Consider the following 12,895-nt stretch of genomic DNA (forward strand, 5'->3'; position numbering starts at 1 on the left):
TGGCACGGTAGGGCAAACACCAGCTAACGTCGAGAGCAGATTTCAGACTCAATGAGAAGACTCACGGTCGATTCTCCTAGGTTCCAGCAATACCCGCGGTAGGAGGTGAGCTACTCGACATCTTGCTCCGGCGGGCAGCCTGCGGCGGTGCTTGCTCCAAACCGCTCCAACCCCCGTCGGCGCGTATCAGAAAGCCGGGCACGCAGGGCGCGTGCGACGTGAAAAGAGAAACGAGTTGTCACGAATGACAAGGCTAACTGTGGATTCCGACCAGGTTCTGGACCAGGCGCCGGCACAATCCGGTCAACCGGAGGAACCGCAAGCGACCGCCGAGATCGTCTTCAAAGGCCGCAACGTCGAGATTCCCGACCACTTCCGTACCTACGTTTCGCAGAAACTCTCCCGCTTGGAGCGGTTCGACCGAACCATCTACCTGTTCGACGTCGAACTCGACCACGAACGCAACCGTCGCCAGCGCAAGTCTTGTCAGCGGGTGGAGATCACCGCGCGCGGCCGGGGGCCGGTTGTGCGCGGCGAGGCCTGCGCCGACAGCTTCTACGCCGCCCTGGAATCTGCGGTGGTCAAGGTTGAGAGCCGGCTGCGGCGCACCAAGGACCGGCGCAAGGTTCACTACGGCGACAAGACCCCGGTTTCGGTAGCCGAGGCGACCGCGACGGTGACAGCGCCCGAAATGGCTTTCGCTGCGGAGCCGGCCGAGCCGCACGAACACGATGGGGCGGTGTTGGACCACCAGCCCGGGCGGGTCGTGCGCACCAAGGAACACCCGGCCAAGCCGATGTCGGTCGATGATGCGCTCTACGAGATGGAACTCGTCGGACACGACTTCTTCTTGTTCTTCGACCAGGAGACCGAGCGGCCAACCGTGGTGTACCGCCGGCATGGCTATGACTACGGGTTGATCCGATTGTCGTGACCGGGCTCGACTGACGATCACCGGTCATTACCGCCTCGTCACCTACGATGGGAGTCGCCTAACCGAAGAAGACTCCTACCCACAAGGGACATTGCTGTGCTGTCGAAGTTGCTGCGCGTTGGCGAAGGTCGCATGATCAAGCGCCTCAAAAAGGTCGCTGACTATGTCGAATCACTGTCCGGAGACGTCGAGAAGCTCACCGACGCCGAACTGAGGGCCAAGACCGACGAATTCAAGAAGCGGCACGCCGAAGGCGAGAGCCTCGACGAGTTGCTGCCTGAAGCCTTCGCGGTGGCTCGCGAAGCCGCATGGCGAGTGCTCGATCAGCGCCCGTTCGAGGTCCAGGTGATGGGTGCGGCCGCGTTGCACCTGGGCAACGTCGCCGAGATGAAGACCGGTGAGGGCAAGACCCTGACCTCGGTGTTGCCGGCCTACCTCAACGGCATCGGCGGCAAGGGCGTGCACATCGTCACCGTCAACGACTATCTGGCCAAACGCGACAGCGAGTGGATGGGCCGGGTGCACCGCTTCCTGGGGCTGGACGTGGGCGTGATCCTGGCCCAGATGACGCCGGAGGAACGTCGTGTCGCCTACAACGCCGACATCACCTATGGGACCAACAACGAGTTCGGCTTCGACTATCTGCGCGACAACATGGCCCACACGCTCGACGACTGCGTCCAGCGCGGGCACAACTTCGCGATTGTCGACGAGGTCGACTCCATCCTGATCGACGAGGCCCGCACCCCACTGATCATCTCCGGTCCCGCCGACGGCAGCTCGAACTGGTACACCGAATTCGCCCGGCTCGCACCGCTGATGGAAAAAGACACCCATTACGAGGTCGACCTGCGTAAACGCACCGTCGGGGTGCATGAGCTCGGGGTGGAGTTCGTCGAAGACCAGCTCGGCATCGACAACCTCTACGAGGCCGCCAACTCGCCGTTGGTCAGCTACCTCAACAACGCCCTGAAGGCGAAGGAGCTGTTCAACCGCGACAAGGACTACATCGTCCGCAACGGTGAAGTGCTCATCGTCGACGAGTTCACCGGCCGGGTGTTGATCGGCCGGCGCTACAACGAAGGCATGCACCAGGCGATCGAGGCCAAGGAGCACGTCGAGATCAAGGCCGAGAACCAGACGCTGGCGACCATCACGCTGCAGAACTACTTCCGCCTCTACAGCAAGCTTGCCGGCATGACCGGTACCGCCCAGACCGAAGCGGCCGAGCTGCACGAGATCTACAAGCTGGGTGTGGTCCCCATCCCGACCAACAGGCCGATGGTCCGCGAAGACCAGTCGGACCTCATCTACAAGACCGAGGAAGCCAAGTACATCGCGGTGGTCGACGATGTCGCCGAGCGCTACGAAAAGGGCCAACCGGTGCTGATCGGCACCACCAGCGTGGAGCGCTCGGAGTACCTGTCCCGGCAATTCACCAAACGGCGCATCCCGCACAACGTGCTCAACGCCAAGTACCACGAGCAGGAGGCCGGCATCATCGCCGAGGCGGGCCGGCGCGGAGCGATCACGGTCGCCACCAACATGGCCGGCCGCGGTACCGACATCGTGCTGGGCGGAAACGTCGACTTTCTGACCGACAAGCGGCTGCGCGACAACGGTCTGGATCCGGTGGAGACCCCCGATGAGTACGAGCAGGCCTGGCACCAAGAACTGCCCAAGGTCAAGGAGGAGGCCGGCGACGAGGCCACCGAGGTGATCGAGGCCGGCGGCCTGTACGTGCTGGGCACCGAACGTCACGAGTCGCGGCGCATCGACAACCAGCTGCGCGGCCGTTCCGGCCGCCAGGGTGACCCCGGGGAGTCGCGCTTCTACTTGTCGTTGGGCGACGAGCTCATGCGCCGGTTCAACGGCGCCGCGCTGGAGTCGCTGCTGACCCGGCTGAACCTGCCCGACGATGTCCCGATCGAAGCCAAGATGGTCACCCGGGCCATCAAGAGCGCCCAGACCCAGGTCGAGCAGCAGAACTTCGAGGTGCGCAAGAACGTCCTCAAGTACGACGAGGTGATGAACCAGCAGCGCAAGGTCATCTACGCCGAGCGCCGCCGCATTCTCGAGGGCGAGAATTTGCAGCAGCAGGCCAAGGACATGCTCACCGACGTCATCACTGCCTACGTTGACGGTGCGACCGTCGAAGGCTACGCCGAGGACTGGGACCTCGACGCGCTGTGGACGGCGCTGAAGACGCTGTACCCGGTGGGCATCAAGACCGACACGTTGATGCGGCGCGACCAAGACTCCGATCGCGACGACCTGACTCGTGATGAACTGCTCGAAGCCCTGCTGCAAGACGCGGACCAGGCCTATGCGACACGAGAAGCCGAGCTCGAGGAGCTGGCCGGCGAGGGCGCGATGCGCCAGCTGGAACGCAACGTGTTGCTCAATGTCATCGACCGCAAGTGGCGTGAGCACCTCTACGAGATGGACTACCTCAAGGAGGGCATCGGCCTGCGCGCGATGGCGCAGCGCGATCCGCTGGTCGAGTACCAGCGCGAAGGCTACGACATGTTCATGGCCATGCTCGACGGCATGAAAGAGGAATCGGTCGGATTCCTGTTCAACGTCAGCGTCGAGGCGGTCCCGGCCCCGCAGGTTGAGGTCGCTCCCGTCGCCGAGCCCGAAGACCTGGCCGAATTTGCCACCGCGGCCGCGGCCGCGGCCCAGGAGGGGGGCGCTGGCCCCAAGACTGCGGCGGCGCGCGAAGAAGCGCCGAGTAGGTTGCGCGCCAAGGGGATTGAGGACGAGTCGCCCGCTCTGACATATTCCGGACCGTCCGAGGACGGCTCGGCGCAGGTGCAGCGCAATGGTGGTGGCGCGGCCAAGACCCCGGCGGGAGTACCCGCGGGTGGCAGCCGGCGTGAGCGACGTGAGGCCGCGCGCCGGCAGGGCCGCGGCGCCAAGCCGCCGAAGTCGGTCAAAAAGCGCTGATGTGCTAGCTACCCGCGGCATTGGTGATCGGCTACAGTAGGCACCCTCACCAGCTGCGCAGTGTCGCCAACAGGAGCTTGCACGATGAGCGGTGTGTCGATTTCTTCGTTCGAGAAGGTCACCTCCCGTCACAGCAAACGCCCCGGTGCGACGCCCGCGCGGACCCATCTGGCCGGTCATGCGCGCAAGGGGTTCGCCAATCTGACCCACCGCCGGCAGCCCTCGTCGGCGGCGGTTCTGCTGGTGGCCGCATTTGGCGCCTTCCTAGCCTTCCTGGACTCGACGATCGTGAACATCGCGTTCCCCGATATCCAGAAATCGTTCCCCTCCTATGACCTCGGCGGCCTGTCCTGGATCCTCAACGCCTACAACATCGTCTTCGCCGCTTTCCTGGTCGCTGCGGGCCGGATGGCCGATTTGCTGGGCCGCAGAAGAACATTCACGTTCGGAGTGGTGATATTCACCATCGCCTCCGGGCTGTGCGCGGTGGCCGGCAGTGTCGAGTGGTTGGTGGCCTTCCGGGTGCTGCAGGGCATCGGGGCGGCGGTGCTGGTCCCGGCATCCCTGGCCCTGGTCGTCGAGGGTTTCGAGCCGGCGCGCCGAGCACACGCGGTGGGTCTGTGGGGCGCGGCCGCGGCCATCGCGTCCGGTTTGGGCCCGCCCATCGGCGGCATGCTGGTCGACTGGGCAAGCTGGCGATGGGTGTTCCTGGTCAACATTCCCCTGGGCGTCGTCGCGGTGCTGGCAACCAGTCGGGCGCTGGTCGAAAGCCGCGCCGCGGGGCGCCGGCGCAAACCCGACCTGCGTGGTGCGACGCTGCTGGCCGGGGCGCTGGGGCTGCTTACCCTGGCACTGGTCAAGGGCCCGGATTGGGGCTGGGTGAGCGTGCCCACCCTGGCCGTGTTCGCGGCCAGCGCGATCACCCTGGTCGGCTTCGTGCTGAGTTCGATGGCCGCGCCGGTGCCGCTGGTCGAGCCGGCGTATCTGCGCAGCCGGCCGTTCGTGGTGGGCAACCTGCTCACGCTGGTCGCCGCGGCCGGCTTCTACTGCTACGTACTGACCCACGTGCTGTATCTGAACTACGTGTGGGGCTACTCGCTGCTGAAGGCGGGGTTCGCGATCGCGCCGGCCGCGCTTGTCGCGGCGGTGGTAGCCGCGCTGCTCGGCCGGGTAGCCGACCGCCACGGGCACCGGGTCATCGTCACCCTCGGTGCTCTCGTCTGGGCCGGGAGCCTGTTCTGGTACCTGCAGCGGGTCGGTGCCGAACCGGATTTTCTGCGCAGGTGGTTGCCGGGCCAACTGCTGCAAGGTATCGGTGTCGGTGCGACGTTGCCGGTGCTCAGCAGCGCCGCCCTCACCGGGGTGGCTAAGGGCGGCAGCTATGCCACCACATCGGCGGTGGTCAGCACGACGCGTCAGCTCGGCGCGGTGATCGGCGTGGCGGCCCTGGTGATCCTGATCGGCAAGCCCGAGCATGGCGCCGCCGCAGACGCGCTGCGGCGGGGATGGGCGATGGCCGCGATCTGCTTTGTCGTAGTGGCGATCGCCGCGGTGTTGTTGGGCCGTACCAAGAGCAAGCCCGGTCAGGAGCTCGAACCCGAGCCGGCGGCCGCGCCGCGCGCGGCGCCCACCACGACGGAGTCGGTGGCGGCACTGATCGCAAACCGGGCCACCGATGAGGCGGACCTGCTGGGAAATCTGCCGCTGTTCGCCGGGCTGGATGCGGCCGCCCTCGCCGAACTCGCCGATCGAGTCGAAGAAGTTGAACTGCAGGCGGGTTCGTATCTGTTTCTTGCCGGCGACGCTTCCGACTCGCTCTACGTGATCCGCAGGGGCCGCGTGCAGGTGCTACACGGTGACATTGTGATCAAGGAGCTGGGCCGCGGCGAGGTCCTCGGGGAGCTTGGGCTGCTGATCGACGCGCCCCGCTCCGCATCGGTGCGGGCGTTGCGTGACTCCAGGCTGGTTCGGCTCACCAAGGCCCAGTTCGATCAGATCGCCGACCGTGGCGTGCTGGCGGCGCTGGTCAGGGTGCTGGCCACCCGGCTGCGTGAGGCGCCACCGCCCGCCGTTCACACCACCTCGCCCGGGGTGGTGGTGTCGGTCGTCGGGGTAGGGGCCGACGCCCCCGTGCAGTCGGTCGCGGCTGGACTGCTGACGGCCTTGTCGAAGCAGCTGCGGGTGGTGGATCCCGGCCGGGTCGACATCGACGGTCTGGACCGCGCCGAGCGTGGTGCCGACAAGGTGCTCCTGCACGCTGGCGCCCAGGATGCGGACTGGCGCGACTTCTGCCTGCGGGTCGCGGATCGGATCGTGCTGGTGACCGGGGATCCGGACCCAGGCGCGGCCGCACTGCCGGCACGAGCCCAGGGTGCGGACCTCGTCCTGGCCGGGCCGACCGCCAGCCGCGAACAACGGCGCAGCTGGGAGCAGCTGATCACGCCGCGATCGGTGCACGCGGTGCACTACCGGCGCGTGGTTCAGGACCTGCGGCCACTTGCCGCGCGCCTGGCCGGGCGATCGATCGGGCTGGTCCTCGGCGGCGGCGGTGCGCGGGGCTTTGCCCACCTCGGAATACTCGAAGAGCTGGAGCAGGCCGGGGTCGCGATCGACCGCTTCGCTGGTACCAGCATGGGGGCGGTCATCGCGTCGCTGGGAGCCAGCGGCTTGGACGCCGCCACCGCGGACGCGTACGCCTACGAGTATTTCATTCGGAACAATCCGCTGCGCGACTACGCGGTACCGATCAAGGGGCTGGTTCGTGGCCGGCGGACCCTGACGCTGCTCGAAGCTGCGTTCGGAGATCGGCTGGTGGAAGAGCTTCCGAAGGAATTCCGTTGTGTCAGCGTGGATCTGATTGCTCGGCAACCCGTCGTGCACCGCCGGGGCAGGCTCGTTGATGTCGTTGGATGTTCGCTGCGGTTGCCTGGAATCTATCCGCCGCAGGTCTACCAGGGTCGGTTGCATGTGGATGGTGGCGTGTTGGACAACCTGCCCGTGTCCACCCTGGCAACGTCGGACGGCCCGTTGATCGCGGTGAGTCTGGCCTCAGGCGAGGTGCCTGGCGCCCCGCTGCAGCCCGACGGCCCGCCCCGGGTGCCCGGAATCGGCGACACCTTGATCCGCACCATGACGATCGGCAGCCAGCGCGGGGCCGATGTCGCGTTGGGCCTCGCGCAGGTCGTGATCCGTCCCGACACTTCCGCCGTTGGGCTGCTGGAATTCCACCAGATCGACGCCGCTCGCGAAGCGGGACGCGCTGCCGCCCGAGAGTCGATGCCGCAGATCATGGCGCTGCTGAATCAGCAGCGTTAGGCGGCGACACCGGAAATTGTGGGTGCAATTGCTGCTGCGGGGAGCACAATCGAGTAATGAAGCGTTATCTGATCATCGGGTATGGAGCGGCGGGCTACCTGTTGTTCTTGATTGCCACTTTGTACGCTATCGGCTTCGTCGGTGCAATTGTGGTGCCGCGCAACATCGATCACGGAATCGACGGGCCCATATGGTTGGCGGTGCTGGTCAACGTGGCGCTGCTGGGCCTGTTCGGTATTCAGCACAGCGTTATGGCGCGACCGGGTTTCAAACGTTGGTGGACGCGATTTGTGCCGAAGACGGTTGAGCGCAGCACCTACGTATTGCTGGCAAGCGCGATACTACTGCTGCTGTTCTGGCAGTGGCGCACGATGCCGGTCGTCATCTGGGACGTGCAGTATCCGCCCGCCCGGGTGGTGCTGTGGGGGCTGTTCGGGCTGGGGTGGGTGGTCGTGTTTGCCTCGTCGTTCATGGTCAGCCATTTCGACCTGCTCGGTCTGCGTCAGGTGTATCTGGCCTGGCGTGAAAAGCCCTATACCGAAATAAAGTTTCGCGTCAATTTCTTCTATCGGGTGGTGCGCCATCCGCTCATGCTGGGCTTTATCATCGCGTTCTGGGCAACGCCCACAATGACGGCGGGACATTTGCTGTTTGCCATTGTTACGACGGCCTACGTATTGGTCGCCGTGCCCCTGGAAGAGCGCGACTTGGTGGCCGCGCTGGGGGATCAGTACCGCGATTACCAGCGCTCGGTACCGATGTTGCTGCCGGTACCGCACCGCGGCTCGGGTAAAACGGTTGGTCAGCACTGATTTTCGGCCACCCGGCCGGTGCCGCGCGGGCGGCCCGAAGCCCGGCCGCCGGCTATGAGTTTGGTCGTTGCCACTATGATCTTGACGGCATTTCGTTAAGTATTGGGGTATGGATGTCAAGGAGGTGCTGCTGCCTGGCGTCGGTCTCCGCTACGAGTTCACTAGCCAGAAAGGCGAGCGGATCGGCATTATTGCCCGGCGCACCGGCGATTTCGAGGTCGTCGTATACGCCGCCAACGACCCGGATGCGGCGCGGCCGGTCTTCTGCCTGACCGATGAAGAGGCTGATGCGTTGGCTCAGATCCTGGGTGCACCACGGATCGCCGAGCGGTTCACCGAGCTGACCCGTGAGGTGCCCGGGCTCGAGGCGGGCCACATCATCATCGCGCCACAGAGCCCGTTCGTTGACCGGCCGCTCGGGGAGACCCATGCCCGCACCCGCACCGGCGCGTCGATCGTGGCAATCGTGCGTGGCCAAGAGGTGGTCGCATCGCCGAACCCGGCGGAGCTGTTGCGCGAGCGCGACGTTCTTATCGTGATCGGTACCGAAGAGGGCATTGCCGGAGTCGAGCAGATCGTCGACAAGGGCTGAATCGGTGGAGGTTTCGAGGGCGCTGCTTTTTGAGGTCGGCGCACTCCTGACAACGCTTGCCCTGCTTGGTGCCATCGCGCGCAGATTCGCGTTGTCCCCGATCCCGGTTTATCTGCTGGCCGGCCTCTCGTTGGGCAAGGGCGGCGTCCTGCCGGTGGCCGCCGCCGACGATTTCGTCGCCACCGGCGCGCCCATCGGCATTGTGCTGCTGCTGCTGACGTTGGGTCTCGAGTTCTCCGCGACCGAATTTGCCAGCAGTCTGCGCCACCACATGCCCTCGGCCATGGTCGATATCGTCCTCAATGCCACGCCAGGGGCGGTGGCCGGCTGGCTGCTGGGGTTGGACGGTGTCGCGATCCTCGCGCTGGCCGGGGTCACCTACATCTCGTCGTCGGGCGTGGTGGCGCGGCTGCTGGAAGACCTGCGCCGGCTCGGTAACCGCGAAACACCGGCGGTGTTGTCGGTGCTGGTGCTCGAAGACTTCGCCATGGCCGGCTATCTGCCCTTGTTCACGGTGCTGGCCCTGCACGGCGATTGGCTCCATGCGCTCGGTGGAACGTTGGCCGCGATCGCAGCCCTGCTCGGGGCCTTCGCGGCGTCCTTCTACTGGGGCCATCACTTCGGCCGGCTGTTCGCGCACCCCGATTCGGAGCAGTTGTTGCTGCGGGTATTGGGCATCACCCTGATGGTTGCGGCGCTGGCCGAGACGTTGCATGCCTCGGCGGCGGTGGGCGCATTCCTGGTGGGCCTGACCCTCACCGGCGAGACCGCTGAGCGGGCCCGCAGGGTGCTGGGGCCGCTGCGCGATCTGTTCGCGGCGATCTTCTTCCTGGGCATCGGCCTGTCGGTCGCCCCCAAAGAGTTGATTCCGGCGCTCCCGGTGGCCATGGTGCTGGCCGTCGTCACCGCGGCAACCAAGGTGCTCACCGGAATGTTCGCCGCTCGACGCGACGGAGTGGCCCGCCGCGGACAGTTGCGTGCGGGTACCGCGCTGATCGCCAGAGGCGAGTTCTCACTGATCATCATCGGACTGGTCGGCGCGTCGATCCCTGCCGTAGCGGCGTTGGCGACCGCGTATGTCTTCATCATGGCGGTCGCCGGACCGGTGCTGGCCCGCTATACCGGCGGGCCGGTGGCAACCACCGCCTGACCGGTCTCGGGTGGCACTCAACCGATATGCAGGGCGACGACCACCCAGCGCGGTGTGCCCAACGCGGCGACCCGCTCCACCCGGCAGGCGATCGCGTGAATCCGGTCTGCGCGGCTGTAGGTTCCAAAAACCTCGGCCGCGGTGTCACGGCCATCGCACCCGACGGGCTGAAGCCCGAGCCGGCGCAGCGCGGCGGTGCCGTTGCGCCCGGCCATCGATTGACTGGCCGACAGCACCGAATCGACCAGGCCGGGCGTCAGCAGCGACCGAAGCTGCCCCGCCGGACGGCGGCGGTCGATGACCTCCAGAACGCGGCGCAGCGCCGCGTCGGTGAACGCGGCCGCCTGGCGCATCGGCGCGGACATGGCATCGGTCGCTGTGGCGGCGGGCTGTTCGCCGCGGGCGGGACCGCCGGTGCGGGCCAGGCGTGGCCGCGCCGGTGCGTGCGACGAGGGCCGGCGCCGCCCGACGGTGCGGCTCGCAGGTTCGTATTCGACTACCGGGATGACGGCGAAGGCCGCCCGACGGGGCGCGGCGGCATCAGGACCAATACTCAAGTGGCACTCTCCAACTCGTAATGGCGCAAACCAACAACCGACCCAAAGATTGGGTGCGAGTGCCCGCTGGAGAGTGGCAGACAAACTGCGGGCCATCATCGCACAAATGACGGCGGCGCGTACCCGCGCCCGCAGGTGGCCACACCAGCGGTTACGGTGACCCACATCGGTTGAGGCAACCAGTCGACAAGGAGGACAGGGCCGTAATGGTGACCCGGCTGTCCAACACCGATGCGTCTTTCTATCGGTTGGAGAACACCGCTACCCCGATGTACGTCGGGTCGCTGATGATCCTGCGCCGTCCGCGTGCCGGGTTGAGCTATGAGGCGCTGCTGGCCACGGTCGAGCAGCGGTTGGCTCAGATCCCGCGCTACCGGCAGAAGGTCCGTGAGGTGCGGATCGGCATGGCCCGGCCGGTGTGGATCGACGATCCGGACTTCGACATCACCTATCACGTCAGGCGGTCGGCACTGCCGTCGCCGGGCAGTGACGAGCAACTGCACGAGTTGATTGCGCGGCTGGCCGCGCGGCCCTTGGACAAGTCGCGCCCGCTGTGGGAGATGTATCTCATCGAGGGGCTGGAAAAAGGTCGCGTCGCCCTCTACACCAAGACGCACCAGGCCTTGATCAATGGGGTGACAGCGCTGTCACTCGGACACGTCATCGCTGACCGGACCCAGCGCCCACCGCCGTTCCCGGAAGACATCTGGATTCCTGAGCGCGACCCGGGCAACACCAGGTTGGTGATGGGGGCCATCGGCGATTGGGTGGTGGGACCCGGCGCGCAGTTGCAGGCGGTCGGATCGGCGATCGCCGGGTTGGCGACCAATCAGAGTCAGCTCGTCAACGCCGGCCGCCGGATCCTCGATGTCGCGCGTAACGTCGCGCGCGGCACCGCCCCCAGCAGTCCGCTAAATGCGCCCGTTTCGCGGAATCGAAGGTTGACGGTTGCCAGCGGACGCCTGGAGGACTACCGGACGGTGCGGGCCCGCTACGACTGCGACGTCCACGACGTGGTGCTGGCCGTGATAGCCGGCGCCCTGGGCAACTGGCTGATGTCGCGCGGTGAGACGGTTTCCCAGACGGCAACGGTGCGTGCGATGGCGCCGCTGTCGGTCTATGTGGAGGACCAACTCGACTCGTCCGGGCCCGGTCAGCAGATCAGCCAGGTGACGCCGTTCCTGATCGACCTGCCGGTGGGGGAGCGCAATGCCGTGGTGCGGCTGTCGCAAGTCGCTCACGCCACCGAATCGAACCCGACGGCGGCCAGCCTGGTCGATGCCCGCACCATCGTCACGCTGTCCGGCTTTGCGCCGCCCACCCTGCACGCGATGGGTATCCGGGTCGCCACCAGTTTTCCCAGCTTTTCCAAGCGGACGTTCAACTTGTTGATCACCAATGCCCCCGGAGCCCAGTCGCAGATGTATGTGGCCGGCGCCAAGTTGTTGGAGGCCTACGCGGTGCCGCCGCTACTGCACAATCAGGCCCTGGCCATCAGCGTGACCTCCTACAACGGCATGCTCTACTTCGGCATCAACGCCGACCGCGACGCGATGAGCGACGTCGAGCTGCTGCCGGCGCTGCTGGCTCAATCACTCGAGGAGCTGCTGGAAGCTTCTCGGTAGTCGCCGGGGCAAAGGTGCTGCTTAGAGATAGCATTCGTTGATGTGAGCACCGCGACGAATGACGGCGCGCCGGCGAAGGCGAAGAAAAAGAAGAAGAAGTCAGCCGGGGCCGGCAGACACAAGATTTCCAAAGGCGTCTACGAAGCCGAATTATTCCGGCTACAAACCGAATTCGTGAGGCTGCAGGAGTGGGTCCGGCACGCGGGCGCGCGTGTGGTGGTCATCTTCGAAGGTCGAGATGCCGCCGGCAAGGGTGGCGCGATCAAACGGATCACCGAGTACCTCAGCCCACGACACGCCTACGTTGCCGCGTTGCCGGTGCCCAACGATCGGGAACGCGGGCAGTGGTACTACCAGCGCTATATCGCCCATCTGCCCGCGAAAGGGGAAATCGTTTTCTTCGATCGGTCCTGGTACAACCGCGCCGGTATCGAGAAGGTGATGGGATTCTGTACGCCCCAAGAACATGCGCTGTTCCTGCGGCAGACGCCGATCTTCGAACAGATGCTCATCGATGATGGGATCTTGCTGCGCAAGTACTGGTTCTCGGTCTCCGATGAGGAACAGTTGCACCGGTTCAAGGCGCGCCAGACCGACCCGGTCCGGCAGTGGAAACTCAGCCCCATGGACCTGGAATCGGTCTATCGGTGGGAGGACTATTCGCGTGCCAAGGACGAGATGATGGTCCACACCGATACCCCGGTGAGCCCGTGGTACGTCGTCGAATCCGATATCAAGAAGCATGCGCGGCTGAACATGATGGCGCATCTGTTGTCGACGATCGACTACCGCCCGGTGGAGATGCCCAAGGTCAATCTGCCCGACCAGCCGATCGTCACCGGTAACTACAAGCGCCCACCACGCGAATTGTCCAAGTATGTCGAGGACTACGCGTCGACGTTGATCGGGCGCTGAATGACGATCCCAAATGCGGTGGGCCGGTGCTGGTGCAGACAGCCGT

Annotated in this window: 9 protein-coding genes; 8 read left to right on the forward strand and 1 reads right to left on the reverse strand. The window is 65.7% G+C overall.

Annotated elements, in window-relative coordinates; all coding sequences use genetic code 11:
- Window positions 1-244: 244 nt before the first annotated feature.
- The 6 genes from hpf (at window position 245) to CCUG20998_RS06340 (ending at window position 9,752) form a co-directional block, all read left to right on the forward strand.
- Window positions 245-934, forward strand: a complete 690-nt coding sequence (gene hpf / locus CCUG20998_RS06315; protein WP_011740530.1) for a ribosome hibernation-promoting factor, HPF/YfiA family — start codon at window positions 245-247, stop codon at window positions 932-934.
- Between the two features lie 96 nt (window positions 935-1,030).
- Window positions 1,031-3,883 (forward strand): preprotein translocase subunit SecA, encoded by a 2,853-nt coding sequence (gene secA, locus CCUG20998_RS06320; RefSeq protein WP_020732148.1) that lies wholly within the window; start codon window positions 1,031-1,033, stop codon window positions 3,881-3,883.
- 84 nt (window positions 3,884-3,967) lie between these two features.
- Complete coding sequence (locus tag CCUG20998_RS06325; RefSeq protein ID WP_050674491.1) at window positions 3,968-7,198, forward strand: MFS transporter; 3,231 nt, start codon at window positions 3,968-3,970, stop codon at window positions 7,196-7,198.
- 56 nt (window positions 7,199-7,254) lie between these two features.
- Window positions 7,255-8,010: a methanethiol S-methyltransferase gene (gene mddA, locus CCUG20998_RS06330; RefSeq protein WP_020732150.1), complete on the forward strand. Its 756-nt coding sequence runs from the start codon at window positions 7,255-7,257 to the stop codon at window positions 8,008-8,010.
- A gap of 109 nt (window positions 8,011-8,119) precedes the next feature.
- Window positions 8,120-8,602 carry a cation:proton antiporter regulatory subunit gene (locus CCUG20998_RS06335; protein WP_012393175.1) on the forward strand — a complete coding sequence of 161 codons (483 nt, stop codon included), beginning with the start codon at window positions 8,120-8,122 and terminating at the stop codon, window positions 8,600-8,602.
- Window positions 8,603-8,606: 4 nt separating this feature from the next.
- On the forward strand, window positions 8,607-9,752 hold the full coding sequence (locus CCUG20998_RS06340; RefSeq protein WP_012393176.1) for a cation:proton antiporter: 1,146 nt from the start codon (window positions 8,607-8,609) through the stop codon (window positions 9,750-9,752).
- A gap of 17 nt (window positions 9,753-9,769) precedes the next feature.
- On the opposite strand, the gene CCUG20998_RS06345 is transcribed toward CCUG20998_RS06340, so the two are convergent.
- Window positions 9,770-10,309, reverse strand: a complete 540-nt coding sequence (locus CCUG20998_RS06345) for an Rv3235 family protein (protein ID WP_020732151.1) — start codon at window positions 10,307-10,309, stop codon at window positions 9,770-9,772.
- Between the two features lie 206 nt (window positions 10,310-10,515).
- On the opposite strand from CCUG20998_RS06345, the gene CCUG20998_RS28080 reads away from it, so the two are divergent.
- The gene (locus tag CCUG20998_RS28080; RefSeq protein ID WP_012393178.1) at window positions 10,516-11,934 is read left to right on the forward strand and encodes a WS/DGAT/MGAT family O-acyltransferase; all 1,419 of its coding nucleotides are present in this window, start codon (window positions 10,516-10,518) and stop codon (window positions 11,932-11,934) included.
- A 42-nt stretch (window positions 11,935-11,976) separates the two neighbouring features.
- Window positions 11,977-12,849 (forward strand): polyphosphate kinase 2, encoded by an 873-nt coding sequence (gene ppk2 / locus CCUG20998_RS06355; protein ID WP_011740525.1) that lies wholly within the window; start codon window positions 11,977-11,979, stop codon window positions 12,847-12,849.
- The last annotated feature ends 46 nt before the right edge of the window (window positions 12,850-12,895 follow it).

It is taken from the genome of Mycobacterium marinum (assembly GCF_003391395.1).
Taxonomy (GTDB): domain Bacteria; phylum Actinomycetota; class Actinomycetes; order Mycobacteriales; family Mycobacteriaceae; genus Mycobacterium; species Mycobacterium marinum.